The organism is Streptomyces sp. IBSBF 3136, from assembly GCF_036815105.1.
GTDB lineage: Bacteria > Actinomycetota > Actinomycetes > Streptomycetales > Streptomycetaceae > Streptomyces.
In genome coordinates, this window is the sequence record NZ_JAJSZC010000067.1 from 1 (window position 1) to 25,564 (window position 25,564).

At 71.3% G+C, this 25,564-nt stretch carries 26 protein-coding genes; 16 read left to right on the top strand and 10 right to left on the bottom strand.

What is annotated here, in order from left to right; all coding sequences use genetic code 11:
- The first annotated feature begins 43 nt into the window (after window positions 1-43).
- Window positions 44-412 (top strand): gas vesicle structural protein GvpA, encoded by a 369-nt coding sequence (locus V7E45_RS16670; protein ID WP_317441245.1) that lies wholly within the window; start codon window positions 44-46, stop codon window positions 410-412.
- Between the two features lie 83 nt (window positions 413-495).
- Here V7E45_RS16670 and V7E45_RS16675 read toward each other — a convergent pair whose 3' ends face one another.
- The 3 genes from V7E45_RS16675 to V7E45_RS16685 form a co-directional block, all read right to left on the bottom strand.
- Entirely contained in the window at window positions 496-3,441 is a 2,946-nt protein-coding gene (locus V7E45_RS16675) for a SpoIIE family protein phosphatase (protein WP_333774956.1), read from the bottom strand.
- 657 nt (window positions 3,442-4,098) lie between these two features.
- Complete coding sequence (locus tag V7E45_RS16680; RefSeq protein WP_333774957.1) at window positions 4,099-5,013, bottom strand: class I SAM-dependent methyltransferase; 915 nt, start codon at window positions 5,011-5,013, stop codon at window positions 4,099-4,101.
- 161 nt (window positions 5,014-5,174) lie between these two features.
- Window positions 5,175-5,765, bottom strand: coding sequence for a helix-turn-helix domain-containing protein (locus V7E45_RS16685; RefSeq protein WP_333774958.1), 591 nt, complete (start codon window positions 5,763-5,765; stop codon window positions 5,175-5,177).
- A 97-nt stretch (window positions 5,766-5,862) separates the two neighbouring features.
- Here V7E45_RS16685 and V7E45_RS16690 point away from each other — a divergent pair, with 97 nt between their 5' ends.
- The 5 genes from V7E45_RS16690 (at window position 5,863) to V7E45_RS16710 (ending at window position 11,357) form a co-directional block, all read left to right on the top strand.
- On the top strand, window positions 5,863-6,951 hold the full coding sequence (locus V7E45_RS16690) for an NAD(P)/FAD-dependent oxidoreductase (RefSeq protein ID WP_333774959.1): 1,089 nt from the start codon (window positions 5,863-5,865) through the stop codon (window positions 6,949-6,951).
- Window positions 6,952-6,981: 30 nt separating this feature from the next.
- Window positions 6,982-7,512 carry a hypothetical protein gene (locus V7E45_RS16695; RefSeq protein ID WP_333774960.1) on the top strand — a complete coding sequence of 177 codons (531 nt, stop codon included), beginning with the start codon at window positions 6,982-6,984 and terminating at the stop codon, window positions 7,510-7,512.
- Window positions 7,513-7,698: 186 nt separating this feature from the next.
- The gene (locus tag V7E45_RS16700) at window positions 7,699-7,995 is read left to right on the top strand and encodes a hypothetical protein (RefSeq protein WP_333774961.1); all 297 of its coding nucleotides are present in this window, start codon (window positions 7,699-7,701) and stop codon (window positions 7,993-7,995) included.
- Window positions 7,996-9,196: 1,201 nt separating this feature from the next.
- The gene (locus V7E45_RS16705) at window positions 9,197-9,943 is read left to right on the top strand and encodes an endonuclease/exonuclease/phosphatase family protein (RefSeq protein WP_333774962.1); all 747 of its coding nucleotides are present in this window, start codon (window positions 9,197-9,199) and stop codon (window positions 9,941-9,943) included.
- Between the two features lie 151 nt (window positions 9,944-10,094).
- Window positions 10,095-11,357: a cytochrome P450 family protein gene (locus V7E45_RS16710; RefSeq protein ID WP_333774963.1), complete on the top strand. Its 1,263-nt coding sequence runs from the start codon at window positions 10,095-10,097 to the stop codon at window positions 11,355-11,357.
- Between the two features lie 24 nt (window positions 11,358-11,381).
- Here the strand turns inward: V7E45_RS16710 and V7E45_RS16715 are convergent, their stop codons facing one another.
- Window positions 11,382-12,581, bottom strand: a complete 1,200-nt coding sequence (locus tag V7E45_RS16715) for a cysteine desulfurase-like protein (protein ID WP_333774964.1) — start codon at window positions 12,579-12,581, stop codon at window positions 11,382-11,384.
- Window positions 12,582-12,781: 200 nt separating this feature from the next.
- Between V7E45_RS16715 and V7E45_RS16720 the strand changes: the two genes are divergently transcribed.
- Window positions 12,782-12,967 carry a hypothetical protein gene (locus tag V7E45_RS16720; protein ID WP_333774965.1) on the top strand — a complete coding sequence of 62 codons (186 nt, stop codon included), beginning with the start codon at window positions 12,782-12,784 and terminating at the stop codon, window positions 12,965-12,967.
- Between the two features lie 225 nt (window positions 12,968-13,192).
- On the opposite strand, the gene V7E45_RS16725 is transcribed toward V7E45_RS16720, so the two are convergent.
- Complete coding sequence (locus V7E45_RS16725; protein WP_333774966.1) at window positions 13,193-13,930, bottom strand: alpha/beta hydrolase; 738 nt, start codon at window positions 13,928-13,930, stop codon at window positions 13,193-13,195.
- A 281-nt stretch (window positions 13,931-14,211) separates the two neighbouring features.
- Between V7E45_RS16725 and V7E45_RS16730 the strand changes: the two genes are divergently transcribed.
- The 4 genes from V7E45_RS16730 to V7E45_RS16745 all read left to right on the top strand — a co-directional run bounded on the left by V7E45_RS16730 (window position 14,212) and on the right by V7E45_RS16745 (window position 17,335).
- Window positions 14,212-15,186, top strand: a complete 975-nt coding sequence (locus V7E45_RS16730; protein WP_333775016.1) for a DNA polymerase Y family protein — start codon at window positions 14,212-14,214, stop codon at window positions 15,184-15,186.
- A gap of 309 nt (window positions 15,187-15,495) precedes the next feature.
- The gene (locus V7E45_RS16735; protein WP_333774967.1) at window positions 15,496-16,362 is read left to right on the top strand and encodes a SigB/SigF/SigG family RNA polymerase sigma factor; all 867 of its coding nucleotides are present in this window, start codon (window positions 15,496-15,498) and stop codon (window positions 16,360-16,362) included.
- A gap of 34 nt (window positions 16,363-16,396) precedes the next feature.
- A complete protein-coding gene (locus V7E45_RS16740; RefSeq protein ID WP_333774968.1) occupies window positions 16,397-16,720 on the top strand; it encodes a DUF5133 domain-containing protein in 324 nt (107 codons plus the stop codon).
- A gap of 180 nt (window positions 16,721-16,900) precedes the next feature.
- Window positions 16,901-17,335 (top strand): VOC family protein, encoded by a 435-nt coding sequence (locus V7E45_RS16745; RefSeq protein ID WP_333774969.1) that lies wholly within the window; start codon window positions 16,901-16,903, stop codon window positions 17,333-17,335.
- A gap of 353 nt (window positions 17,336-17,688) precedes the next feature.
- Here V7E45_RS16745 and V7E45_RS16750 read toward each other — a convergent pair whose 3' ends face one another.
- Both V7E45_RS16750 and V7E45_RS16755 read right to left on the bottom strand, forming a co-directional pair.
- Window positions 17,689-18,075, bottom strand: coding sequence for an ArsR/SmtB family transcription factor (locus tag V7E45_RS16750; protein WP_333774970.1), 387 nt, complete (start codon window positions 18,073-18,075; stop codon window positions 17,689-17,691).
- Between the two features lie 191 nt (window positions 18,076-18,266).
- Window positions 18,267-18,641: a hypothetical protein gene (locus tag V7E45_RS16755; RefSeq protein ID WP_133924777.1), complete on the bottom strand. Its 375-nt coding sequence runs from the start codon at window positions 18,639-18,641 to the stop codon at window positions 18,267-18,269.
- A gap of 490 nt (window positions 18,642-19,131) precedes the next feature.
- On the opposite strand from V7E45_RS16755, the gene V7E45_RS16760 reads away from it, so the two are divergent.
- A complete protein-coding gene (locus V7E45_RS16760) occupies window positions 19,132-20,139 on the top strand; it encodes a YihY/virulence factor BrkB family protein (RefSeq protein WP_333774971.1) in 1,008 nt (335 codons plus the stop codon).
- A 21-nt stretch (window positions 20,140-20,160) separates the two neighbouring features.
- Here V7E45_RS16760 and V7E45_RS16765 read toward each other — a convergent pair whose 3' ends face one another.
- Entirely contained in the window at window positions 20,161-20,562 is a 402-nt protein-coding gene (locus V7E45_RS16765) for a WhiB family transcriptional regulator (protein ID WP_333774972.1), read from the bottom strand.
- 199 nt (window positions 20,563-20,761) lie between these two features.
- Entirely contained in the window at window positions 20,762-21,217 is a 456-nt protein-coding gene (locus V7E45_RS16770) for a hypothetical protein (protein ID WP_333774973.1), read from the bottom strand.
- Window positions 21,218-21,619: 402 nt separating this feature from the next.
- On the opposite strand from V7E45_RS16770, the gene V7E45_RS16775 reads away from it, so the two are divergent.
- Genes V7E45_RS16775 through V7E45_RS16785 form a run of 3 tightly spaced genes read left to right on the top strand, consistent with a single transcriptional unit; the run spans window position 21,620 to window position 24,221 of the window.
- Window positions 21,620-22,294: a trimeric intracellular cation channel family protein gene (locus V7E45_RS16775; protein WP_333774974.1), complete on the top strand. Its 675-nt coding sequence runs from the start codon at window positions 21,620-21,622 to the stop codon at window positions 22,292-22,294.
- 46 nt (window positions 22,295-22,340) lie between these two features.
- A complete protein-coding gene (locus V7E45_RS16780) occupies window positions 22,341-23,630 on the top strand; it encodes an amidohydrolase (RefSeq protein ID WP_333774975.1) in 1,290 nt (429 codons plus the stop codon).
- 48 nt (window positions 23,631-23,678) lie between these two features.
- Window positions 23,679-24,221 (top strand): hypothetical protein, encoded by a 543-nt coding sequence (locus V7E45_RS16785; RefSeq protein WP_333774976.1) that lies wholly within the window; start codon window positions 23,679-23,681, stop codon window positions 24,219-24,221.
- Between the two features lie 16 nt (window positions 24,222-24,237).
- On the opposite strand, the gene V7E45_RS16790 is transcribed toward V7E45_RS16785, so the two are convergent.
- Complete coding sequence (locus V7E45_RS16790; protein ID WP_333774977.1) at window positions 24,238-24,834, bottom strand: YdcF family protein; 597 nt, start codon at window positions 24,832-24,834, stop codon at window positions 24,238-24,240.
- Between the two features lie 83 nt (window positions 24,835-24,917).
- Here V7E45_RS16790 and V7E45_RS16795 point away from each other — a divergent pair, with 83 nt between their 5' ends.
- Entirely contained in the window at window positions 24,918-25,481 is a 564-nt protein-coding gene (locus tag V7E45_RS16795; RefSeq protein ID WP_333774978.1) for a GNAT family N-acetyltransferase, read from the top strand.
- The last annotated feature ends 83 nt before the right edge of the window (window positions 25,482-25,564 follow it).

A 25,564-nucleotide genomic window follows, 5' to 3' on the forward strand; every position in this document is an offset into this window, starting at 1 on the left:
CTGGGCGGGGTGGCCGGACGACGAGGGCAAGGGGTTGATGGCGATGACGGTGGCGACGCAGCAGAGTGGCGGCGGTGGCGGTTCCAGCGGTCTCTACGACGTGCTGGAACTCATCCTGGACCGGGGACTGGTGATCGACGCGTTCATCCGGGTCTCCCTGGTCGGGATCGAGATCCTCAAGATCGACATACGGATCGTCGTCGCCAGTGTCGACACCTACCTGCGTTTCGCCGAGGCCTGCAACCGCCTCGACCTGGAGTCGGGCCCGCGCAAGCCGGCCGGGCTGACCGAACTGCCCGGCAAGATGATGGAGTCCGGTGCCCGCGGCAAGACCAAGGGCGCACTGTCCGGTGCCGCGGAGACGATCTCCGACGCCTTCCGGCAGGCCCGCGAAGAAGGCCAGCAGAAGTAGGCAGTCGGGGCGGTGGGTGCCGCGAGCGGGCGGCGGTGCGACGAGCCACGGGCTCCCCACGCGCAGGGGCCCACCGCGAGGGGTCAGGCATCCGCCGGCAGGGGTTGTTCGGTCCATATGGACTTGCCGGTGCTGGTGTGTCGGGTGCCCCAGCGCTGGCAGAGCGCGGAGACGAGTTGCAGGCCCCGGCCGCCCTCGTCGGTGGCCGAGGTGTGGCGGATGTGGGGTGTGGTCAGGCTGGCGTCGGAGACCTCGCAGATCAGAGCCCGGCCGCGGAGCATGCGCAGCCGGATGGGACCGCAGGCGTGCCGGACGACGTTTCCGACCAGCTCGCTGACCAGCAGTTCGGTGGTCATGAGCAGCTCCTCGTCGGCCAGCTGCCAGTCGGTGAGCTGAGCGCGGACCAGTTCGCGGGCCTGGCCCGCCGCCATGGGGTCCTCCGGCAGCGGCCATTCGGCGATGTCGCGCGCGTCGAGCGGGTGCGGGCGGGCCAGCAGCAGGGCGGCGTCGTCGACCATCGCGCCGTGGGACGGCAGGAGGGCGGACGTGAGGGAGGCGCAGAGCGCGTCCAGGTCGAAGGCGTCCCCCGGTGCGGCGGGCATGGTCCGTACGGACTGTGAGAGGAGCGCGGCGAGGTGGTTCATGCCGGTGGTGACGTCCCGGTCCTTGCTCTCCACCAGGCCGTCGCTGTACAGGGCGAGCAGGCTGCCTTCCGGCAGTACGGTCTCCAGCGTCTCGAAGGGGGGAGCCGCCACTCCCAGGGGCGGGTCGGGGGCCATGGGCAGGAAGGTGACGGTGCCGTCGGGGTGGGCGACCGCGGGCGGTGGCTGGCCGGCGCTCGCGTAGGACAGGCGGCGGGTCACCGGGTCCCAGACGCCGTACAGGCAGGTGGCGAAGGCGTCGGTGCCCAGTTCGCCGACGATGTCGTTGAGGTGGCCGAGGATCTCGTCGGGCGGCAGCTCCAGTTCCGAGAGGGTGCGCACGGCGGTGCGCAGGCCGCCCATGGTGGCGGCCTCGGCCATGCCGTGGCCCATGACATCGCCGATCACGAGCGCCACACGGGCAGCGGAGAGCGGGATCACGTCGTACCAGTCGCCGCCGATGTCGGCGCCCTGGGTGGCCGGCTGGTACCTCGCGGCCGTCGTCACCTCGGGCAGTTCGGGCAGGGCCTGCGGCAGCAGGCTGCGTTGCAGGGTGCGGGCCCGCGTGGTCGCCTCGTCGTAGAGCCCGGCCCGTTCCAGGGCCTGTGCGATCAGCCCGCTGAGTGCGGTGAGCAGGGTGCGTTCGTCGTCGTCCAGTGTCCGGGGCCGGTCGAAGGAGATCACGGCCGCGCCGATCTCACGCCCTGACACCGCCAGCGGCAGGATCGCCCACGCCTGCTTGCCGCCCTCCCGCAGGAGGGTCCCGGTACCGGGATAGCGCTTGACGATCTCCTCGGGTGAGGAGATGCAGAGCGGGGTGCGGGTGCGCAGGGCGTCCGCCACCGGGTTTGTGGCGTCCCCCACGGTCCACATGCCGTCCAGCAGCCGGCAGAAGCGGTCCGGGTGCCCCTGGGAGCCGACCACGGCCAGCCGGTCGCCCGCCATGCCGAGCATGACGAGCCCGGTCGCCCCGAGGGGTGCCATCACACCGTCGGCCACCGCCGCCATCACGTCCTGCGCCGTGACGGCCTCGGCCAGCTCCCGCGTGACCCGCTGTACCAGGGCCGCGCGCTCGGCGGCCGCGCGCTCGGCGGCGACCCGCTCGGCCTCCCGCAGGTGCCGCTCGGTGGTGTCGGTGATGTAGAGCGTGAGGCCCTCCGGCACCGGCACCAGCCGCAGGTGGTACCAGGACGTTCCCTCAGGACCCGGTACGTCGAATTCGGTCGGCCGGCCCTCGGCCGCCGTGGTACGGCACAACTGCTCCAGCTCGGGCACGGCCCGGACCGCGGGGATGTTCCAGAGCAGGCTTCCGGCCACCTCGCCCGCGGCGCCGAAGAGCCGCTCGGCGGCCGGATTGAGGAATCCGATGCGCCAGTCGGCGTCCAGGGCCACGAAGCCGTCGCTCATGTGTCGCAACGCCCGTCCCACGGATTCTGCGGCGGCGTGCGTCTCGCTGCTGTCGCGGAGGGTGCCGGCGACCATGACCGGTGTGCCCTCGTCGTCCGTGATCGTCCGGGCGCGCGCCTCGATCCAGAGGTACGTGCCGTCCTGGCGCCGGATCCGGTACTCGCTCTGGAAGCCGCCGCGCAGATGGATGCCCGTGTCGAAGCCGGCGACCGCTCCGGGCAGGTCGTCCGGGTGGATCAGGGCCGCCCACGCCTCTATGCCGCCGCGCATCACCTGCGGGTCGATGCCGGTCAGCACGTCCTCGACGGGCCGGTCGGCGGTCAGTGCGCCGGTGCACAGGTCCCAGGTGTACCTGAGGGCGGGCGCACATCCGGTGCCCGGCCGGGGTTCCTCCCGGGTGCCCGGTCCGTCCTCGAGGGCGCGTATCAGGGTGGGGGAGGGGTTGAGGGTCCCGGACGACCTGAGTCCGGCGGACATCCAGGCCGCCACCTCGTCCAGGAACGCGCATTCCGCCGCGGTGGGCCGGTCGCCGGGGGCGAAGAGGACGGAGAGGGCGCCGCGCCGCCGCCCGTCGCCCGGAAGCGGGACGGCGAGGTGACCGATGCCGGCCGGAAGGCGGGAGGGCCACAGGGCGGCGGGGTCCCGGCCGGGCACCGGGTCGGGCGGGGTCAGTTCGGGCTGCCAGGCGAGGCCGTCGTCGCGCGCGGCCATGCTGGGCGGAGCCGTGCCCCGGACCGGGATGATCAGCCAGGGGCGCGTCATGGGTTCGGGCAGGCCACTGTCGGCGACCAGGTAGAGGATGCCGCTCATGCCGCCGCCCGGGAGGTGCACCATGCCGCCCAGGCCGCGCACCTCGGCCACGGCGTGCTGGAGCGCGGTCAGCAGTACCTCGGCATCGGGCCGGTCCTCGCCCACTGCGTCGAGCAGCCGCATCCGCATGCGATGGCGTTCCAGGGGCCGTACGGGGGGTACGGTCCGCAAGCCCCAGGGCTGGTGCGGCGGACGGGAGGCATGGGGTATGGACGCGCCGATGTCGTTCGCATCGCCGCCTCTGGTACTCATCACGGTCGACTGTCGCCTCCGCTCACCGCTCGGCTGCTTGCCCGGCTGGACGTCCGCGACGCGGATCGCGGTGATCTCGATCCGCAGGACGCCGGATGCATCCCTATCCGAACAAATTTAGGCGATTCAATACGTAGTTACGGTTTTCCGCAATGGAACCACGGTATGTGGCGTTCTCTCGCCCTCTGTCACCATCGGACGGTGCGTCGTCGCCCGGGGGTGCGGCACGCGTGGGCACGGCCGGCCCGCTGGGCACCGGCCGCACACGCGCCGGACGGCGAGCGTCGACTGACGCCTCCTCAACTTCCCGCGAAGCGGGGATCGGTGGGCCAGAGGTGCCTATCGTGGCGAGGGGTGTGAGTCGTACGCGTGGTCCACAGATCCGCGTCCACGCCCGAGCCGCCCATCAGCATGCCCGCGATCAGCCCCACGAGCCCCCCGCGCGGCATGCCGGCCCAGTGCGAGCGTGACGATCTCATGCTCGGCGCTGAATCACGCCCTGTTGATCAACTGCCGGAAGGGTCGCGGACACTCGCCGTCGCGGCCACCGTGGCCGGCGGCCGGGCGTGCTCGGGATCAGGCGCGGCGTGCGGCCCACACGGTGCGTTCGGTGCGCACCGCCAGGTCGTCGCGGCGCAGGATGCTGTGCGGGCTGTCGGTGTCGAGGAGCCGGTCGAGCGCGGTGAGGTCGTCGGCGGAGAGGTCGCTCGCGGCGGCGCCGCGGATGCGTCGCAGGCCGCCGAGTGCGTAGCGGCCGATCGCCTCGCTACAGGAACCCTCGATGTTGACCGTGACGGTGAGTTCGCCCTCGATCGCGAAGCCGGACGCGGTCAGCATGGGGCCCCAGTCGGCGCCTCGGTGGGGCATGTGCTCGGCTGTGACGCGGTCGGTGACGGCGTGGAGTCGTTCTTCCAGGCCGGGCCGGTCCTCGGGGGCGTTCGCGGGCAGAAAGCGTGGGAAGCCGGCCAGCTCGACGACGGTGAACAGGCCGCCGGGGGTGAGCGCTTCGCGCACGTTGCGCAGGGCGCGCTCCGGGTCGGCCATGTGGTGCATCGAGGCCGACGCCCACACCAGGTCAGGTGAGCCGAGAGCGGGCCAGGCCGGGTCGTCGAGGTCGGCCTGCGCGGTGCGCACGCGCTGTTCCAGGCCGCGCGCGCACGCCTTCTTGCGCAGGTGCTGGAGGTGCCCGGCGGACGTGTCGACGGCGATGACGTGCGCGTCGGGGAAGCGGTCGAGGAGGGCGAAGGTGCCCGCGCCGGTGCCGCAGCCCAGGTCCACGATCCGGCGGGGTGCGGTCCTCAGCGGCAGCCACGCCGTGATGGAGGCTATGTGTTCCGCGAGGACCTCGGCGTCCAGGTCGAGAAGCTCCGCCTGGTCGTCGGGTTCGTGCTCCTGGTGGCGGCCGGGCTGGGCGGTGTGCCGAACGCCGGGTTGACCGCCGTGGTGAGCGTCGCGGTGCAGGGTGTGCGCGTGCGTATGCGGGTGATCCATGCCGTCACAGTAGGACCTTCATGCGTCTGCGGCACAGGTCCTCCCGATTTACGCAAGACGATCGCGGGATGTGCTGCCGGAGGCGCAAGACGCCGCTGCCCGCTTGGATCGGGCGGTCACTCGGAGCTGGTCGGTCACGGGCGCCCGACGCGTCGCGGCGGTCAGCCGTAGGCGCCCTGGGCGTCGTCGCCGCCCTCGCGCTGGTGGCCCCGGCGGGCGTCGCGGTCGAAGATGCCCAGCACGTCGCAGGGCCCGCCCTCGGCGCCGATGGCGTGCGGCATCATCGTGGGGAACTCGGCGGCCTGGTTGGTCTCTATGCGGAATTGGCGGTGGCCGAGCATGAGGACGGCGGTGCCGGACAGTACGACGAGCCATTCGTGGCCGGGGTGGGCGCGCATGTGCGCCGGATTCTCGGGCGGCGGTTCGGTCATGCGCCGGCGCATCACGCTCATACCGGGGTCGGCCTTCAGGGCCCAGCGCAGGAGACCGTGGGCGGCGTCGATCGTCGGGCTGCTGATCACGTCGTCGGCGGCGGTCTCCACGAGTTGATCCAGTGTGGTGCCCAGGGCGCGGGCGAGGATGACCAGTTGGTCCAGGGCGAGCCGGCGCCGGCCGTTCTCGATGCGGCTCAGTGAGGACTGACTGAGGTTGGCGCGGGTGGCCAGCTCGTCCAGGGACCAGCCCTGCGCCAACCGCAGAGCCCGGATGCGTTTGCGTACGAGGCCGTCCAGCTCACCATCTTCATGCGTCATGGGCAACATGGTATGCCTCCTCCGCAAGGCGGGATTAGCGTCGTGCGCGAACGGTCCGGAACGTCTCGGGCCACCCACGAGGAAACGGCAGGAGAACATGACTGAGACGACCTCTCCATACGCGAGCGACGCACTGCCCGACGAGACCGTCGACGTGGTGGTGATCGGTGGGGGTGCCGCGGGTCTGAACGGTGCGCTGATGCTCGCCCGCTCCCGCCGCTCGGTCATCGTGATCGACAGCGGCACTCCGCGCAACGCGCCGGCCGACGCCATGCACGGATTCATCGTCCTGGACGGCACCCCGCCCTCCGAGATCCTTCGCCGGGGCCGGGAACAGGTCCGCCAGTACGGCGGCCGCGTCGTCTCCGGCGAGGTGGCCTCGGCCGAACACGCCCCCGTGTCGCCCGACGGCGACCTGCGCTTCACCGTCACCCTGGCCGACGGCCGGAGCACGACAGCGCGCCGTGTGCTGGTGGCCACCGGCCTGCGAGACGAACTGCCCGGGATCCCCGGCCTGGCGGAGCACTGGGGACACGGCGTGGTGCACTGCCCGTACTGCCACGGCTGGGAGGTGCGCGACGAGCCCATCGGCATCCTCGCCACCGGTCCCGCCTCCGTCCACCACGCCCTCCTCTTCCGCCAACTGACCGAGGACCTGGTCTACTTCACCGACCGCACTTCCCTGGACGAGGACACCCGGGCCCGGTTCGCCGCCCGCGGCATCCGCATCGTCGACGTCCCGGTGCGGGCGGTCGTCACCGGCACGGACGGCACGCTCGCGGGAGTACGGCTGGCCGACGGACAGGTCGTGGCACGGCGCGTCCTCGCGGTCGCCACGCGGATGCGGGCCCGAACCGACGGCCTGGACGGTCTGAAGCTGCCCATGGAGGACCTGCCCGACGACATGGGCCGCCGCTTCGCCTCGGGCACGGCCGGTGCCACCGAGGTGCCAGGTGTGTGGGTGGCGGGCAACGCCACGGACCTCGTCGCCCAGGTCGGCGCCTCCGCAGCCGCCGGCGCCCTGGCCGGCTCCCACATCAACGCCCTGCTGGCCGCGGCGGACACCGACGCCGCCCTCGCCGCAACCGGTGGAGGTGCTGGTCAGCCGGTGGGTGGGCCGGTCGGGGGACGTGCGGGGACGGCCCGGCGGGCTGAAATGAATACACGAAAGGCCGACCGGCCCTAGTCCCCCCGAACAGCTTCCTAAGGATTTCTCATGCTGAACGCCCGACGTCACCTGGCCGCCCGTATCGCCGGTATCTCCTGCATCGCCGCTCTCGCCGCCGGAACCCTCGGTGTCGCCAGCGCGGAGGCCGCGCCCATGATGAAGCACCACAGCGCCTCCCACGCCAGCAGCCATCACCAGCAGCACCACGGCAGTCACAGCAACAGCAACAAGAACAGCAACAACAAGAACAGCAACAACAAGAACAGCTCGTCGAAGAACGCTGCCATGCCCAAGGGCGGCAACACCCAGGGCGGGACCCAGGGTGCCGGTAACGGCAACACCCAGGGTGGTACGCAGGGTGCGGGCAATGGCAACACTCAGGGTGGGACCCAGGGCGCTGGTAACGGCAACACTCAGGGCGGGACCCAGGGTGCCGGTAACGGGAACACCCAGGGCGGCACCCAGGGTGCCGGCAATGGCAACACCCAGGGTGGGACCCAGGGTGCCGGTAACGGCAACACCCAGGGCGGGACCCAGGGCGGCGGCTCCGGGAACACGCAGGGCGGTACGCAGGGCTGATCAGGCGGTACGCAGGGCTGATCACTGACGGGTCGGTGCCGCGCGGAGACCATCTCCGTGCGACACCGACCTTCTCGTTGTATGTCGACGACAGGGGTGTGGCGCCGATGGGGCGGGGTAGGCGAGCCGACCGGAGCCACTGATTCCGCTTTGGATCCGTCGCTAGACGATGCTGGAGGACAGACCGTGAGCAAGCTGATACGACGTTGTGCCGTCACGGGTGTTTCCGCTGTGGCCGCTGTGAGCGCGCTGGTCGCTGTGGGTGGCCCCGCGAGCGCGGCCGGCTCACTGCCGGCGTCACCTGTCACCGCCGCGACGGCGGCCACCCATCACGCGTCGCGGCCGACCGCCGGGCACAGCCACATCGATCCCTGGGTGGCGGGCCAGGTGGCCTGGTTCGATCCCGCGGCCGCACGACGGCTCGCGATCTACGACCCCTGGGTGAAGGATCAGCTGGCTCAGTTCCCGGCTCATGGGAGCTGAGGAGCGGTCTATGAGCAGGCCCATCGCCTGCTGACCCATTTCTTGCCTCGGCCGGCAGCGCCTCGGCGACTGGCTGGAGCAGGACAGCCGGACGACGGGCCCGCGCGAGCAGCCGCACCTCGGCCGGTCCACCGCCGACGGGAACGCCCTGTTTCTGGGGCTGCCGCTGATACTGCCCGCGCTGGGAGTGACGATCGCCGGCCGCCCTGCTTGCCGGGCACCCCGGGCAGCCATGGTGGGCGTACGCGGTACCCGGAGCGTTCGCCGTCCGCACCGCGCTGGGACTCCTGATCCTCGGCCGGGAGCTGTCCCGCCCCACTCCGCGCGGGGCCGACCTGCGGCTGCGCGTCGCCGCGTCCCGCAAGTTCCCGTCCGACCCGTCCCGCACCCTGGCCGCGACCGCCGCCTCCGGCAACTCCCCCACCTGCTCCGGCGAGGGCGGTTCTTTCGGCGGCGGGGGAGGCGGCGGCTCCTGGTGACCTGGGATCACCGGGGAACGAGCGCAGCCCGGACCGGTCTCGACCGGCCCGGGCACTGGGCGGCGTCCGTGCCCGGCAGGAACCGGAGGACCCCGATGCCTAACAGCGCTGCGGTCAGGATGAGTTGCGCTCGATGAGCCGAGGCGGGAACACCAGCCGGCGGCGCGTGTGGCCCGGCCGGTCCTCGTCGGGGAGTAGTTCCGCGGCCGCCCTGCCGAGGTCGTACCCCACGCCGGGTCCCTCCAGGCCGGTCGATCACCGCCCGGTGGGCACGGCGACGAGGCCGCACGCTGCGACAGCCGGTGCGGCATCCGGAGTGATTCCGGTACTAGCCCATCTGTCCTCCTGCTGGTGCGCGGAGCGAGGGCGTCGGTGACGCTTCCCGGTGTGACCCCTCGGCGATGCGAGGGGCCGCTGCCCAGGCACGCGGGCACTCCGACGGAGGAGCCGGAACATGAAGCATCGGATTGTCGCCGTAGCCGCCGCAGTGGCGAGAACGGGACCTGGGACCTGACCTTCCACCGCACGGGCGGTTCGGTGCGCGGTCGGACCTGCACGCTGAGCACGAGTCTCACCGACAAGTCGTTCACCTGCCACTGAACGGACCCGGTAGCACGGTTCTGTACGTCCGGTCCGGACGTGCCCCCAGGGACTCTCACTCCCGCGCTCACGCTTACAGTGGACGAGGAGCCGGCCGTTGTCGCGGTAGGGAAAGGGGAGCCGTGCGCGATCTGCCCGAATCGGCGACGCAGTCCGACGGCTCCGTGGTCGTGCGCGTGCTCAGTTACAACATCCGCTCCATGCGCGACGACGTCGAGGCCCTCGCCCGGGTGATCCGGACCTGCCGGCCGGACGTCGTCTGCGTTCAGGAGGCGCCGCGGTTCTTCCGCTGGCGCAAGGCCGCCGCCCGCCTCGCCCGAACCTCCGGGCTGGTGTACGTCTCCGGCGGCGCCACCGCCTCCGGCCCCATGATCCTCTCCTCGCTCCGCGCCCACGTGGAGCGCACCGAGGACGTCCTGCTGCCCCGCATCCCCGGCCTCCACCAGCGTGGCTTCGCGACCGCCGTGCTGCGGTTCGGCCGGGCCCGGCTCGGCGTGCTCAGTTGTCATCTGAGCATCCAGGACCAGGAGCGCTACGAACAGGGCCGGCTGCTCCTCGACCGGCTGTCCGCCCTGGACGTGCCGCACGCCGTCGCCGCGGGCGACCTCAACGACCGCCCGGACGGCCGCACCTTCGGCCTCCTCGCGGACGCCCTGCAGGACGGCTGGGCGACAAGACCATGGGGCCGCGAGCACACGACCAGGCTGGGCGACCCGCTACAACGCATCGACGCGGTCTTCGCGACGCCGGGCGTGGAGGTACTGGGCTGCGGGGTACCGATGGGACTCCCCGGCATCACGGAACAGGACCTCCGCACAGCCACGGACCACCTCCCGGTACTCGCCGCCTTGCGGGTGCCCGCCGCGTAGCCAGGGGTTACGGCTCGGGAAGCCCCCCGGCTGTCCGGTCAGGCGTTCTGCCGGGGCGCCGGCCGAGACGTCGGCGGGACCGACTTGTGCAACAGGGCTTCGGAGCCGCACTGTTGGGCCGGTATCCGTTCCGTCGGTCAGGAGTTCCGGCTTGTCGTCCCCTATCCCCGCTTCCGCGTCCGCTCATACTGTCGACGCCGCCGGCGGCTGCCCGCACGCCCTGAACTCCGATCTGCGGGCCCGGGGGCCCGTCGCGGACATCACCCTGCCGGGCGGGGTCCCCGCCGCGGTCGTCCTGGGGCACGACGCGCTCAAGGAGTTCCTGTCCCACCCCGACGTGGCCAAGGACGCCCGTCACTGGCCGGCCCTGAACGACGGGACGATTCCAGCGGATTGGCCGTTGCGGGTCTTCGCCAACGCCCAGGGCATGCACACCGCCGACGGCGCCGACCACCGCCGCCTGCGCTCCCTCGTCGGCAACGCCTTCACCGCCCGCCAGGTGGAGCGACTGCGGCCCCGCATCGAGGAGTTGACCGCCGGTCTCCTCGACGACCTCGGCCGGGCCGCGGCCGAGGACCCCGACGGGATCGCCGACCTGCGCACCCACTTCGCGCTCCCGCTCCCGCTGAGCGTCATCTGCGAGTTGCTCGGCGTCGACCCCGAGCACCGGGGCCGGGTGCACGAGCTGAGCTACACGGTGATCATCGCCACCGACACCACTCCGGCGGAGGTGATGGCCGCCGTACGCGAACTCGTCGGGCTGCTCGGCACGATCGCGGCCGCCCGCCGGGCCACCCCCGGCGACGACCTGACCAGCGCCCTGACAGCCGCCCGCGAGGACGGCGGCGACCGGCTCAGCGAGGCTGAACTCATCGGAACGATGCGCCTGATGCTGGTCGCCGGACACGAGACCACACTCAACCTGATCAGCAACGCCGTACGGGCCCTGTGCACCCACCGTGACCAACTTGCACTGGTCCTGGAGGGCAGGGCAACCTGGTCGGACGTGGTGGACGAGACGCTGCGCTGGGACGGCCCGGTCAGCTGGTTCCCGTTCCGCTACCCGACCCGCGACCTGGACCTCGGCGGCACCGTGATCCCGAGGGGCACCCCGGTCCTCGCCGGCTACACCGCCGCCGGGCGCGACCCGGCCTTCCACGGCCCGGACGCCGACCGCTTCGACGTCACCCGGCCCGGTGCGGCCCGGCACCTCTCCTTCGGGCAGGGCGCGCACTACTGCGTGGGCGCCCCGCTCGCCCGCCTCGAAGCCACGATCGCCCTGGAACGGCTGTTCACCCGGTTCCCGGACCTCGACCTCGCCGTCCCCGAGGCGGAACTGCCCCGTCAGCGCAGCTTCATCGGCAACAGCGTCGAAGCGTTGCCGGTGCGACCGGTGCGCCCGGGCCGGAGCTGACGCGCAGGCCACCGACGCGCCGCGTCAGAGGAACGTGGACAGGCCGTCGAGGAGCCGGTCCACGTCCTCGGCGGTGTTGTACGGCGCGACCCCGGCCCGCAGTGCCGGGTCTTCGAGCTTGAGCGCGGTGAAGGGCTCGTACGCGTAGAACGACCCGGCGGGCGCCACCACACCGCGGGCGGCCAGGTGCGCCTGGGCCTCGCGGGCGTCACGGCCGTCGAAGGACATCAGGAGGGTCGGGGTGCGCTCGGCTGCCCTGGAGTGCAGGGTGACGGCGGGCCCGAAGGCTCGCAGGCCCTCCTCCAGCCTGGCGCGCAGCGTCCGCTCGTGCTCGTGCAGGGAGGCCAGCGAGTGCGTGAGCCGCCGACGGCGGGTGGTCTGTGCGCCCGGATCGAGGGCGGCGAGGAAGTCCACGGCGGCGGTGGCGCCCGCCAGGATCTCGTACGGCAGGGTGCCGAACTCGAACCGCTCGGGCACCGCGTCGGACGACGGCAGGAGCTTGTCGGGCCGGATGGTGTCCAGAAGCTCGGGGGAGCCGGTGAGCACACCGCAGTGCGGCCCGAGGAACTTGTAAGGGGAGCAGACGAACAGGTCAGCGCCCAGGGCGGGTACGTCGACGAGGTGGTGGGCGGCGTAGTGCACGCCGTCCACGAACACCAGGGCCCCGGCCTCGTGCGCCAGATCGGCGATCCGCCGAACCGGCGGCTTGGTGCCCAGCACGTTCGAGGCCGCGGTCAGGGCGACCAGACGCGTGCGCGGTGACAACGCGCGCTCGACGGAGTCGAGGTCGAGGTCCGCGGTGTCGGGATCGATCTCGATCCAGCGGACGGTCATTCCGGCACGCTGGGCGGCCTGCACCCAGGGGCGGACGTTGCAGTCGTGGTCCAGCCGGCTGAGGACGATCTCGTCGCCGCTCTTCCAGTCCTTGGCGAGATGACGGGAGAAGTCGTAGGTGAGCTGGGTGGCGCTGCGGCCGTGGACGATGCCGTCGGCGGGCATGTCGAGCAGGTCGGCGTAGGCGGCCCGGAACGCCACCACGGCCTGCTCGGCGTTGAGTTCGGACGGGCTGGTGACACCCCGGTTGGACAGGGGGCCGGTCAGGGTGGCGGCGATGGCCTCGGCGACGGGGCGGGGGGTCTGGGTTCCGCCGGGGCCGTCGAAGAAGGCGAGGCCGGAGCCGAGGGAGGGGAAGTGGGCTCGCAGAGCGTTCAGGTCGATGGCCATGGCCTCAGCTTTCCGGAAGGGACGCCGTTCACGCGGACGACCGGCCCAGTCGGCATACGGCACCGGTGAGGGGCCGTCCGGTGTGCCGACTGTGACGCGGCAGGGTGGTACATGTAAAGCGATGGATCGCGATGCGAGAGTCACGCATGGTGAAGCAGCTCGATCTGAAGCTCCTGTCGGGCTCCCCAAGGTCAGATCGGGTGATCCGGGCAGGTGTCATCAGCGCGGACGCCGACCGCAGCGGACTCCAGCGGGTCGTGCTGCCGCCCGGGACCGCCCCGCTGCGCCGGGAGTTCCTCGCGGTGCACCGCCCCGGTCTCCGCCCCCCGGTCATCGACGAGCTGATCACCCAGTTGCCCCCGGCTCCGCGGAGCCTCCGGCCGTAGGGCGGCGGCTGAGCCGCCGCCCCGACCGGCCGGCAGCGCCGATGGCGCCTGCCGCCACGGTCGGGGCGTCCGTGCGTCCGTGCGTCCGTGCGTCCGTGCGTCCGTGCGTCCGTGCGTCCGCCGGTCACCGCCACCGGGGCGGGCCGGGGCCCTGTCCTCGATGAGCGGCGTCCTGACTGCCGTCCACCGCCTGTCCCCGGCCGCGGGACCGACGGCCCGGCCTCACTACAGGTGGCGGGTGAAGAACCGGGCCGCGTCGTCCCCCGCGAACTGCGGGACGCCGGTGTGTCCGCCCATGTTGGCGTGCAGGGTCTTCTCCTTGGAGCCGAAGGCGTCGAACAGTTCCAGGGCCGCCTGCCGGTCGTTCCCCTCGTCGTCCCACTGGAGCAGGACGTGCAGCGGAATGGTGACCCGGCGTGCCTCCTCGAACGTGGCGCGAGGCACGAAGCTCCCGGCGAAGAGGCCGGCGGCCACGATGCGCGGCTCGACCACCGCGAGCCGGACGCCGATGGAGATCACTCCTCCCGAGTACCCGACCGGGCCGCCGATCCCGGGCAGCGAAAGGAGGGCGTCGAGGGCGGTCTGCCATTCCGGGACCGCCTTGTCGACCAGCGGGAGGACGAGGGCGTCGATGATCTCGTCGCCGACCGGCTCACCGGCCTCCACGGCTCGGCGCAGGTCGGCGCGGGCCTGGTCGACGGCGGGCCGGCGGGGCCGGTCACCGCTGCCGGGAAGCTCGATGGTGGCCGCGGCGAAGCCGTCCGCCGCGGCCTGCCGGGCCCGCCCCGCCAGCCGGGGGTACATCCTGCGCAGTCCGAGGGGAGGGTGGCCGAGCAGGATCAGCGGCGCCGGTGCGGATACGGACGCGGACGCGGGCGTCCACAGGATGCCCGGGATCTCGCCGAGGGTGAATTCGCGCTCGAGGACACCGTCGTCGAGGCGCTGTTCGGAAGTGAAGTGCATGGTCGTGCCTTTCGGGAGTGCGCTTGAACGGCGCTCCCGGACGACCTACCGCCCGACCGTGACCCCGGAGGAGAGCACCCACGTCGATACTGCGTTCACGGGTACCACCTCCTCGTTCTCTCGCACGGCCTCCGGAAAGCTAGCAGTGGCCGCGGTGATCCGCCAAACGGTTATTCCCAGAAGCGCCACCACTCGCGTGTTCGATTTCCTGTTCGATATGGTCGGGAGTGGAGGTGACCGCCGTGGAGAACGGAAAGACGCAGGTCGCGCAGCCGACGGTGATGCACGTGCGGTGCCCGGACCGACTGCCGGAGGAGCTGTACCGGAGGGTGCTCGAACTCATCGCGGATCTGTCCCCGACCGTCCAGGCGCTGCCGCCGACCTGCGCCCTGGTGGAGCTCAAGGGCGCCCTGCGGTACCACGGCAGCGACGCCGCGCATCTGGGCGAGATGCTGCGAGTCCGGTCCATCTCACGCCTCGGCGTCGACGTCCGGGTCGGCATCGGTCCCACGATCACGGTCGCCGCGACCGCCTCCGGGCAGGTCCCCGGCCCCGGCGGTGTCCTCGCCGTCCCGGCCGATCAGGTCTCCGGATGGCTCGGGCCGCTGCCCCTGGAGGCCCTGCACGGCATCGGCCCCCGGCAGGCGGCCGTCCTGTGCGACTACGGCGTCCACACGGTCGGCCTGCTCGCCGCCGTCTCCCCGGCCACCGTCCAACGCCTCCTCGGCAAGCAGGCCGGCAGGCTCGCCGCCGACCGTGCCCGCGGCATCGACCCCCGCCCCGTCGTACCCCGGGCGCTGCCCGCCTCCGCCCGCGTACGGCACCGCTTCCCCCGGCACACCCTCGACGGCGCCACCGTCCGGGCGGCACTGCTGGACCTGGTCGTCCAGCTCGGACACCTGCTGCGCCGCCGCGGCCAGGCCGCCCAAGCCCTGACCCTGACCCTGAAGTTCGCGGGTGGCACCGGCTGGGACAGGACACGCCGCCTGCCCGAGCCGTCGGCCCATGACGAGGACCTGCGCATCCTGGCCTACCAGTTGATGGACGCCGCCGGGCTCCAGCGCGCCCGCCTGACCGGCATCGTCCTGAAGGGCGAGGATCTCGTGGCCGCCGACGAGGTGGCCCAGCAGATCAGCCTGGACCAAGCCCGCGAGTCCCGGCTCGTCGCCGAGGAGACCATGGACCGGATCCGCGCGAAGTTCGGTGCCGACGCAATCGGCCCCGCCACCATCGCGCCGCTGCGGCGCGCCTCGTGAGCGGAAAGGCGGTCGGTTCCAAGGACGCCGAGCACCCGAGGGGCCGGCGCTGAAGCGCGCACGTGGCGTCGGAGCATGCGGTGCGCCGATGTGGAACGCGAATGCCCGGTTTGCAGGTGATACCGCAGGGCAAACGGGATTTCGTGCTTCGGACCGGAGGCGCGTGCCCAGCGGGTTGGGCCCGGCTGCTGGTTCCGTCCAGCGACCCCGGACCGTTCCCGTGCGGCAAACCTGACAGTCACCGTTCGGAACCGACCCCGCGGGCGCCGTCCACGGGGCCGCCGTAAGATCGCTCAGGAGCACATCCGCATGCTCACCGACACGTCGAAATGCCGTCCCAGCACCCTCGAGACCGCACCCGCCGCTGAACCACCCGCGCGGCGGAACCACGACGACGCACCCGACACGGCCGTCCTTTTCGCCCGACTCGCGGAACTCGGGGACGGACCCGAGCGGGAGGCCGTACGAGACGAACTCGTCGCCGCCTGGCTCCCCATGGCCCACCGGATCGCCTCGCGTTTCCGCGACCGCGGCGAGTCCATCGAGGACCTGCGGCAGGTCGCCGCCCTGGGACTGGTCAAAGCCGTCGACCGCTTCGACCCCTCACGCGGCGCCTTCGAGAGTTACGCGGTGCCGACCATCACCGGCGAGGTCAAGCGGCACTTCCGGGACCGGATGTGGGCCCTGCGGGTGCCCCGCCGGGTGCAGGAACTGCGCAACCGCGTACGCGTGGCCCGTCGCGAACTCACCCAGAACCCGGGCGCCCCCGAACCCACACCCGCCGACATCGCCACGCACACCGGCCTCACGGAGGAAGAGGTCAGGGCGGGCATGGAGGCCCTGGAAAGTTTCAGCACCCTGTCCCTGGACGCCGAACTGTCCGCGGGGGACGAGGGCTACTGCCTCGCCGACACCCTGGGCGCGGCGGACGCCGCTTACGACGTCGTGGTCGACCGCGAGGCGGCCAAGGAGGGACTGCGCCGGCTGCCCGAACGGGAGCGGGCCATCCTCTACCTGCGGTTCTTCGAGGGCATGACGCAGAGCCGTATAGCCGACCGATTCGGCATCTCCCAGATGCACGTCTCCCGGCTCATCAGCCGCAGTTGCGCCCGCGTACGCGACGAAGCCCTCGCCGAGCGCCCCGCGCGGCCCACCAGCGGCCGCCGCCCGGCATGACCCCGTCTGTCCTCACCCCAAGGAGCCTTCCAGCATGCTGATGCCGCTTCCGGCCACCCTGCGCCGGCTCGTGAAGGAGTACGAGACCCTCCTCGCCGAGGAGACACTCTCCGGGGCGACCGCCCCCAGCCCGGCTCTGCAGGACCTGGCGTACACCCTGTGCGTGTCGACCGGTACGCGCGAGGTCACCCAGGCCCTGGAGGCGGCACGTTCCTACCTCGGCACGGAGGAGGTCTGGCCCGCGCCCCGCGCCTCCGCGCCCCGCGCCTCCGCGCCCCGCGCCTCCGCGGCGGACAGAGCCCCGCTTGCCGAGGTGCGGATGCGCGAGGTGCGGATGCCCGAGACGTCGGTGGGCTGACCGAACACGCCCGGTACGCCGCCGGGCCCGGCCGGGGGACCGGCGGCGTGCCGGACTTCGGGCCGCCGTGGAGCGCCGGCACGAGTCCTTGACGCTCGCCGCGGGATCCTGGCACCGCCTGGCAACATGCCTGCTTTTAATGGGGAGATGCGCGACAGAGCCCCCTGCTATGGTGCGCCGGTGTCATCGATCAGGAAGATCCAAATCACCTTCGACTGCGCCGAACCCGAGCGCGTCGCCCGCTTCTGGTGCGAGGTGCTGGGGTACGTCGTACCGGCGCCACCGGAAGGGTTCGCCACGTGGGACGCGTACGAGCGCTCCCTGCCGCCCGAGCAGCAGGGTGCCTGGTTCTCCTGCGGTGATCCCTCGGGCGTGGGCCCGCGGCTGTACTTCCAGCGCGTCCCCGAAGGGAAGGTCGCCAAGAACCGTGTGCACATCGACGTGCGCGTCGGCACCGGCCTCGTGGGCGCGGAGCGCCTCGCCACGCTCCAGGCCGAGTGTGATCGGCTGGTCGCGCTCGGCGCGACATGCGTGCAGGTGCTGGTCGCCGATGAGGACAACGAGTCCTGCATCGTGATGCAGGACGTCGAGGGCAACGAGTTCTGTCTCGACTGAGCATCCGCCGTGACGGCGAGGTGAGCGACCGGAGGCGTCCCGGGCCGGCAGCCGCACCAGGGCCCGTCGACGACGGGCCCCTACGGCTGTTCTCCACGGCCGGCAGCCGGTGATCGGGGCGCCGTCAGTGCGGGTCGTGGTGGTTGCGCAGCGCGGTGGTGGCGAGGAATCCCGTCGCGGCGGCGGTGATGAGGGCGCACAGCGAGAGCAGGAACGTGTTGCGGTGCATCGGTCGGGCCTTTCTCACGTCGGTCTTGGCTGCCGTGGACAACGGCGGCGACCCGGTTTTCGGCTCGTCCACGTCGCACGAACAACCCGCTTGGACGCGTCCGACCGGAACTTGAGCCCCCGGTTCAGTGGGCGCCGGTCTCGACGGAAGGTCTGCTCGCCGCTGTTGCCGGTGGCGGCGAGGTGTCGGTCTGCTGCAGTTCGGCCAGCAACTGGTTCCGTCCGGCCAGCAACTCGGTGAGGATACGGCGGGCCGCACGCAGGAGTTCGGCCACATCGCCACCGGCGAGCGCGTAGGTGACGGTGGAACCCTCTCGGGTGGACACGACGATGCCGGCGCGGCGCAGGACGGCCAGTTGCTGCGAGAGGCTGGAGGGCTCGATCTCGATGTCGGCGAGCAGGTCCCGTACCGGGACCGGGCCGTGCTGCAGCAGTTCCAGGACCCTGATGCGCGTGGGATGCCCCAGCATGCGGAAGAACTCGGCTTTGGCTTGATAGAGCGGTACCTGCATGACGTTCTTCCTGCCTGTCTAGTGGCCTCTCACGGCGCGGCGGTGTCCGGGGACACAGCCGCGCCATGAGTCGTGCCTATTCATTTTTCTCGGTCCGGGCGGCTCCCGTTCATGAATTGTCATCCTCTCCAAGTGATGGCTTGAAGAAGTCTTCAATTGGTGAGCATGCGTCGGCCCGTTTTCCGGAAGGCCTAGACCTCGAGTTGCTCTTCGACCCGTTTGAGCTGGTGGCGCGCCATGGCCAGGTTCGAGCGGGCCTTGTCGATCACGAGGTACAGAAACAGGCCGTTCCCGTCCCGGCCGGTCACCAGCCGGATGAGGTGGTACTGACTGTCGAGCGTGATCAGGATGTCCTCGATCTGGCTCTTGAGGCCGAGGAGCTCCATGGTGCGCACCTTGGCGCGGATCACGTCCGTGTTCCCGGCCGCGGCGACCGTCAGGTCCAGGTCCTTGCTCCCGCCCAGGGTGCCCAGAGCCATCCCGCTGGTGTAGTCGACGACGGCCGCCCCCAGCGCCCCCTCGATCCCGGTCACCATTTCCTTCAACGCCACTTCCACGGTCGCCATCGGCGCCCTCCCCTTGGTTACTGGCTGCGGCCGGCTCCGATCTCCGGTGCCCGCCCGTGATCGCACCGTATGCGCGCCCACCCGCCGGGGGAGAGGTCTGCTCAGGAATGATCCAAGATGATCGGCAAGCCGTCTGATGTGATGATCCGGCGATCAGAATTGTCGATGTTCGTGAAGGGAGCGACGGCCGGGGCAGGTGTCACTTCGCGAGCGTGCCCACGACCCGCTCAGCGGCGATCCGTATCACCACGCGCACCCCGACGTGACGGAGGGGGCCGCGACGTCTTGCACGGTCGCTGTCACAAGCACGGACCCCAGGTCGGCCGAACCGCACTGTCGATCGAATTCGCGCGCCGCCGTACGCGCGGCCGACGCCCGGGCGCCGTCGGCCGACCGGCCGGGCCGTGTGGGACCGCACGGGCGGGGGCACAGGGATGCTGCGGTGTCTCCCATCAGGGCTCGGAGACCCGCGCGAGCGGTGGGAGGGCACATGGGCGTGCTGGCCCGGCTGGACCGATATCAGCGGCGGCACCGGTGGGCGGGGATGCCGCTCGCGGTCACGTACAAGTTCTTCGACGACCAGGCCACGTATCTGGCCGCGCTGCTGACGTACTACGGCTTCGTCTCCCTGTTCCCGCTGCTGCTGCTCCTCGTCGCTCTCCTCAGCAGTTCCCTGCACGGAAATGCGCAGCTCCAGCACTCCGTGCTCCACTCCGCGCTCGGCGAGTTCCCCGTGATCGGCGATCAGCTCGGACAGAACATCCACTCGTTCCACGGCAGCGGCGCCGCGGTCGCGGTGGGTGTCATCGGCAGCGCCTACGGCGCCCTGGGGATCGCCCAGGCGGTCCAGCACGCCCTGAACAAGATCTTCGCCGTGCCGAGACACGCACGTCCCGATCCCCTGCGGTCACGGGTCAGGGGGCTCTCCTTCCTGTTGCTGCTCGCGGTCGGCGTCGTCCTCACGTCGGCGCTGTCCGCCGCGGGCTCCGTGGCCGGTGTCGCGGGGGAGAGCCTGGCGACCGGCATCCGGGTGGCCATCGGCGTCGTGGCGGTGGCGGTCAACGCCGCGCTGCTGATGATCAGCTACCGGATCATGACCCGGCGCAAACTCCCGCTGCGCCTGATGTACGGCCCCGCGCTGGGAGCCGCGTGCGCCTGGCAGGTGCTGTCGTGGGGCGGTTCCTATTACGTCGGGCACGTGCTGCGCGGCGCCACGGCGACCTACGGCATGTTCGGCATCGTGCTCGGCCTGCTCGCCTGGATCTACCTCGCCGCCCTGGTCTACCTGACCGCGGCCGAGATCGTCGCCGTGCGCTGCCTGCGGCTGTGGCCGCGCAGCCTGCTCACTCCGTTCACCGACCGCGTGCACCTCGCCACGGGTGACCTGCGCGCCTACCGCTCCTACGCGACCGCCGAGTCCTTCAAGGGCTTCGAGAAGATCTCCGTCCGCTTCGGCGAGCCGCCCCCGCCCGCGGTCGGCGACAAGGGGCCGCCCTGACCGCGCCCGCGGCCGGTCTCGTCACTCACCCAAGGAGTCCTCGTCCCGCCGTGGGGCCATGGCAGGGGCGGGGTCCGTGGTGGCCCGGCGGATGGCACGGCGCTGCGCGGCTGTGGTGGCACCCCATATGCCGTCGTCCTCACCGTGGTCGAGAGCCCACGTGCGGCAGTCGATGATCACGGGACAGCGGCGGCAGACAGCTCGGGCCAGAGAGGCCTCCGTACCGGGAGCGGGAAGGTCCACGAGAGGAAAGAAGATCTCGGGGTCTTCCCCGATGCACGCGGCCCGGTCCCGCCACGTGGAGTTCTTCGGATATCCGCTGAAGGAGCTGGTCATGGTGCACCTCTGGGCCCGCGCGCGGGCAGATCGGGCGAAGGCTACGGCGCGCGTTCGCGCCGCAGGCCCGGCAGAGGTTCGGCCCATCGTAGGTTGAAATGCACCCTTTTCGACAGGTCCTGGAGCCACTGATTCACGGAGGATGTCACCGCGCACCCGGTGCCGCCGCGGCTGTCAGGGGCGGGTGGGAACGCTGGACGGCGGGGTCGGGCAGGATCGTCCTGCCCAGCCCCGCCGCCGTTCCGGACGCCGCTGCGACCGGAGGTCGCCCCGGGTCAGCGCAGGGTCAGCTGACGTTCACGGTGAGCGGCGAGGAGTGGAACGTGCCGGACTTGGTCGCCACCCGCACCTGTTCGGTGCCCTTGTTGGTGAACGTCCGCTTGATCGTGTAGGTGCCGTTCTTGTTGACGGCCGCCGTGGTTTTCAGCGTCGTCCACTTGCCGTTGCGCATGTGCTGGAGCACCAGTGTCGAACCGGCCTTGATGCCCTTGACCCGGCCGGTGAACACGACGGTGTTGCCCACCTTGACGGCCTTGCGGTTGGCCGAAACGGTGATCGAGCCCATGGCCGTCGCCGTCCGCGACGGCTTCATGCTCGGCATGCCCGTGCGGGTCATGGAGGGCTTGGGGGTCGGCGTCCCGGTCGCGGCGACGGCTCCGGCCGCACCGGTCGACAGTACGGCGGCGGACAGGGCGCCGGCGGCGATCGCGCGAGCGGTGCGGTGGTCTCGGGTGGTGCTCATTGCGGGTCTCCTGTGTTCGTCGGAGGTTCCCCCCTGGGAGCGGGTCGCCCATTCGGCGGTGACTCGCGAACTCAGGCTGGCCCGAGCGTGGCGGGGTGGCATGTCGAACGCGGTGGGCGAATCGTTGAAGCGTCTATCGCTTTGCGTGAACCCGCAGGTGGGCGGCCTATCCGGCATTGCGGGCCGCTTACCGGGTTCTTACCTTTTGTCGCTGAAATGGCTGTACGGGGTCACGTAGAGTGACTCGGTCGGCTGCGGGCCCATGGCCCACCGGGGACTCGACGGCGAGCGCACCGGGCGAGGGCGATCCATGTCCACCTGCCTCGCGGCCGTCCCTGGCGGGCAGGGCGCCGTTACGGCTGCTTCGATGGTGGAAGCGCGACGGCGCGAAGGGAGACGCTGGTGTCCGTGGCCCGGTCCTTGTCACCCGAGAGCGTGACCGAGCTGACCCGGGCGCTGGACCTGAGCGGGGTGTTCGCCAACGGCATGCTCGGCGGGGTGCTGGCCCGGAGCCGTCGCCTGGACCTCTTCGGCTTCCTGGTCATCGGCATCGTCTCCGGCCTGGGCGGCGGAATCCTCCGCGACACCCTGCTCCAGCACGGCACACCCGTGGCCCTGACCGACTACACCTACCTGACGGTCGCCGCCGCCGGCACCCTGCTGGCCTTCGTCGCCGACCTGAGCCGCCCCACCTCGGGCCGGGTCTTCCACCTCCTGGACGCCGCGGCGCTGAGCGTGTGGGCGGTCGCCGGGGCGCAGAAGACCCTCTCAGTCGGCCTCGGCTGGCTGTCGGCGGTGCTCCTGGGCACCATCACCGCGGTCGGCGGCGGGGCCATCCGGGATCTGCTGCTCGCACGGACCCCCGCCGTCTTCGGCGGCACCCCGTTGTACGCGACCGTCGCGGTGCTGGTGAGCGCCGTGATGGTGGTGTGCAGCCGGCTCGGCGCACCCACCGTGGGCGTCCTGGCCGGCATCACGGTCGGCGTCTCGCTGCGGCTGGCCGCGCTCACCTGGGGCTGGAGACTGCCGGGCAGCCGCGACTGGCGGCCGGGGTCGTCGAAGGGCCCGGACCACTGACCCGTCCGGACGCCGCGGCCCCCGCGAGACGGAGGAGTACACAGCCATGACGCTCAAGGATTCCGCTGCCGCCGTGCTGGCCGGGCTCGGTGACCTCCGGTCCGAGCTCGAAGACGTCTACAAGGACCTGCACGCCCACCCCGAGCTGGGACACCAGGAGCACCGCACCGCGACCCGGGTGGGGGAGCGCCTGAGAAACTGCGGCTACCAGGTGCACGAGGGGATCGGCGGCACCGGTGTGGTCGGTGTGCTGACCAACGGAGAGGGCCCGACCGTCCTGCTGCGGGCCGACATGGACGCCCTGCCGGTCCTCGAGGAGACCGGTCTGCCCTACGCCAGCACGGCCGAGGCCACGGCCGCTTCCGGCCGCCGGGTGCCCGTGGCGCACGCCTGCGGGCACGACATGCACGTCACCTGCCTGCTGGGGGCCGCTCGGCTCATGGCCGCCGCGCCGGGGGCGTGGCACGGCACGTTGGTGGCTCTGTTCCAGCCCGCCGAAGAACCGGGAGACGGCGCCGACGCAATGCTCGCCGACCGGCTCACCGACCGCGTTCCCCGCCCCGACGTCGCGTTCGCCCAGCACGTGCTGCCCTGTCCGGCCGGACAGGTCGGCACGCGCGCCGGGTCCTTCCTCTCCGCGGCGGACAACATGAGGATCACGGTCCATGGCCGGGGCGCCCACGGCTCGGCACCGCAGGCGGCCATCGACCCTGTGGTGATCGCCTCGATGATCGTCGTACGTCTGCAGACGATCGTCTCGCGCGAGCTGGCCGCCACCCAACCGGTCGTGGTCACCGTGGGCTCCGTGCAGGCGGGCTCCAGCGGCAACGTGATTCCGGAGTCGGCCGAGCTGCTGGTGAACGTCCGCACGTACGACGACGACACCCGGCGGGCCGTCCTGGACGCCGTGCGGCGCATCGTCCACGCCGAGTGCGACGCCTCCGGGACGACCCGCGCGCCGCAGATCGAGGAGGGCACCCGCTTCCCGCCGACCGTCAACGACGACGTCGTGACCCGCGAGGTGGCCGCCGCCTTCTCCGAGATGTTCGGGGAGCGCGCCGTCACCGTCGAACTGCAGAGCGCAAGCGAGGACTTCAGCCGGATCCCGGACGCCTTCGGCATCCCGTACACCTACTGGGCCCTGGGCTGTGTCGACCCGGCCGCCTACGAGGCCGCCCGGCAACGCGGCACCGTGGCCCAGGACATCCCGGTCAACCACAGCTCCCGCTTCGCTCCGGTTCTGCAGCCCACCCTGGACACCGGCGTCCAGGCTCTGGTCACGGCTGCCCTCACTCACCTGGGGAACAGCACCGCCCCAGGCCAGGGCGCTCGGTAATCTTGGTGTGACCTCGGACCAAGCCGGCGAGAGAGGCCAGGGGTGGGGATGCATCGACCGAACGTCATCGGCGACTGGCGCGAGTACGACGCGGACCACGAAGGAATACGGGTCCGCGTCCACTCCGTCAAGAAGGACGACGTCCCACCCGAGGGGCGGGACAGCCAGGCACGGAAACTCACCTATTTCAGCTTCCGCGTCACCGTTGAGAACCGGGCCGAGGAGTGGTTCTGGATCGAGTTGGAGCGACGCCATCTCGACGTGCGGTACGGCGGTGACGGCGACCCTGCCCTCGTCGACTACCACAGCAAGGAGATCAAGGGCTTCAAGCTCTATCCGCTCCGCCGGGCCACGGCGACCTTCTACGCCGCCGCTCCCGCCCGGCACCTGGACATCATCGGCATCCAGGTGCACATGAGAATCGACGAGGAACCGACCACCGCCCAAGTGTGGGTAGGCGGTGTCGACGTGCCCGAGTCCGCCACGACGCCGTCGAAGAAGTCCGGCAAGGGCAGGAACTCCCTCGCCCAGGAAGTGAGCAAGTTCCTCGAAGAACAGGGGAGCAACCCGGGGGAGACGTCCAGTGGTTGAGTGAGCGCCCGGCGGGCTACCGCGTGACCTTCCGCTCCTCGGCCGTCAGACCGCGAAGCGACCAGAGCCCGTACAGAGCCAGCAGCGGTTTGCCGATCACCCACTCGCCCAGGCGGTAGTCACTTGCTCGCACGAGCCTCTCGGCGAGATCAGGGCGCTGCCGCCGCAGATACGCACGGGCCTTGAGCGCGTGAGCCGGCTGGGAGACGATCTTGATGCGGTCGACATCCTCGAGCAAGGGGATCACGTTCGCGATGTTCTCCCAGGTCGTCGCACTCCGGTCCTCCAGAAGCACTGTGCCGTCGAACGCGAGCACCGACTTCGCGTAGTCAGCCATCAGTCGGGCTTCCGCGACGCGGCTGCCGGCCGGACCGCCGCTGAAGATCACGCGAGTGCCTCGCGCCTCGTCGGCGGCGGAGCGAATCCCGGCACGAACCCGCCAGCGGTTGATGAAGTTCGCCGTCGACCGCGGATTGCGGTACCCCAGCACGACCACGGCCTCGGATGCGCCACCGCCGTTCCCCACGAGGGCCCGGGACCAGCGCCAGTTCAGCCACTCACCCCAGGCCAGGGCCGCAACCCCGCCCATCGCCAGTCCCGTTCGCCGTCGCATGCGGCGACTCTAGGGCAGTGCGGTACCGGGCGGGGAAGGTAAATCCGCTGGGCTGTTCGACCCGCTTCAGGCATGATCACCTCGTGGAAACCTACCTGGAGACCGAGCGCCTGGCCCTGCGCCGCTTCACCGCCGATGACGCGGACCTCCTGATCGAGCTGGACAGCGACCCGGCGGTGATGCGCTACCTGACCGGTGGCCTTCCGACGCGGCCGGAGATCGTCCGCGACCGCTACCTGCCGAACATCCTCGCCGGCTACCAGAAGTGGGGCGGCGACCTCGGCCTGTTCGCCGCGCACGAGAAGGAAGGCGGCGCGTTCATCGGCTGGTTCATCCTGCGTCCCGAGCCGGAAGGCCCGCTCGACGAGGTGGAACTCGGCTACCGGCTGCGACAGGCGGCTTGGGGCCGCGGCTATGCCACCGAGGGCTCACGAGCCCTGCTGGTCAAGGCATTCCAGGAGCTCGGCGTGCGCATGGTCTGGGCCGAGACGATGTCCGTGAACCACGGTTCGCGCAACATCATGGAGAAGCTCGGCATGACGCTCACGGAAACCATCCCCACTCCCGCCGACATGGAGATGATCGAGGGCTCCGAGCACGGAGGCGTACGGTACGAGATCACCAAGGAGCAGTGGGAACAGCGGTAGCCGCGCAGTTCCCCGTCCCCCACACCCCGGAGAGACCGGCGACGACGGGCACCTGTCGGTCCAGCGACTCGGCATCGGCCACG

What these genes read in the sequence shown, in the direction of transcription:
- V7E45_RS16785 (WP_333774976.1), top strand. Translation starts at nt 23,679, where the DNA reads ATGCATCGACCGAACGTCATCGGCGACTGGCGCGAGTACGACGCGGAC.
- V7E45_RS16685 (WP_333774958.1), bottom strand. Translation starts at nt 5,765, where the DNA reads ATGACGCATGAAGATGGTGAGCTGGACGGCCTCGTACGCAAACGCATC.
- V7E45_RS16770 (WP_333774973.1), bottom strand. Translation starts at nt 21,217, where the DNA reads ATGAGCACCACCCGAGACCACCGCACCGCTCGCGCGATCGCCGCCGGC.
- V7E45_RS16750 (WP_333774970.1), bottom strand. Translation starts at nt 18,075, where the DNA reads ATGCAGGTACCGCTCTATCAAGCCAAAGCCGAGTTCTTCCGCATGCTG.
- V7E45_RS16755 (WP_133924777.1), bottom strand. Translation starts at nt 18,641, where the DNA reads ATGGCGACCGTGGAAGTGGCGTTGAAGGAAATGGTGACCGGGATCGAG.
- V7E45_RS16760 (WP_333774971.1), top strand. Translation starts at nt 19,132, where the DNA reads ATGGGCGTGCTGGCCCGGCTGGACCGATATCAGCGGCGGCACCGGTGG.
- V7E45_RS16670 (WP_317441245.1), top strand. Translation starts at nt 44, where the DNA reads ATGACGGTGGCGACGCAGCAGAGTGGCGGCGGTGGCGGTTCCAGCGGT.
- V7E45_RS16740 (WP_333774968.1), top strand. Translation starts at nt 16,397, where the DNA reads ATGCTGATGCCGCTTCCGGCCACCCTGCGCCGGCTCGTGAAGGAGTAC.
- V7E45_RS16725 (WP_333774966.1), bottom strand. Translation starts at nt 13,930, where the DNA reads ATGCACTTCACTTCCGAACAGCGCCTCGACGACGGTGTCCTCGAGCGC.
- V7E45_RS16715 (WP_333774964.1), bottom strand. Translation starts at nt 12,581, where the DNA reads ATGGCCATCGACCTGAACGCTCTGCGAGCCCACTTCCCCTCCCTCGGC.
- V7E45_RS16735 (WP_333774967.1), top strand. Translation starts at nt 15,496, where the DNA reads ATGCTCACCGACACGTCGAAATGCCGTCCCAGCACCCTCGAGACCGCA.
- V7E45_RS16690 (WP_333774959.1), top strand. Translation starts at nt 5,863, where the DNA reads ATGACTGAGACGACCTCTCCATACGCGAGCGACGCACTGCCCGACGAG.
- V7E45_RS16695 (WP_333774960.1), top strand. Translation starts at nt 6,982, where the DNA reads ATGCTGAACGCCCGACGTCACCTGGCCGCCCGTATCGCCGGTATCTCC.
- V7E45_RS16680 (WP_333774957.1), bottom strand. Translation starts at nt 5,013, where the DNA reads ATGGATCACCCGCATACGCACGCGCACACCCTGCACCGCGACGCTCAC.
- V7E45_RS16790 (WP_333774977.1), bottom strand. Translation starts at nt 24,834, where the DNA reads ATGCGACGGCGAACGGGACTGGCGATGGGCGGGGTTGCGGCCCTGGCC.
- V7E45_RS16765 (WP_333774972.1), bottom strand. Translation starts at nt 20,562, where the DNA reads ATGGGCCGAACCTCTGCCGGGCCTGCGGCGCGAACGCGCGCCGTAGCC.
- V7E45_RS16730 (WP_333775016.1), top strand. Translation starts at nt 14,212, where the DNA reads ATGCACGTGCGGTGCCCGGACCGACTGCCGGAGGAGCTGTACCGGAGG.
- V7E45_RS16780 (WP_333774975.1), top strand. Translation starts at nt 22,341, where the DNA reads ATGACGCTCAAGGATTCCGCTGCCGCCGTGCTGGCCGGGCTCGGTGAC.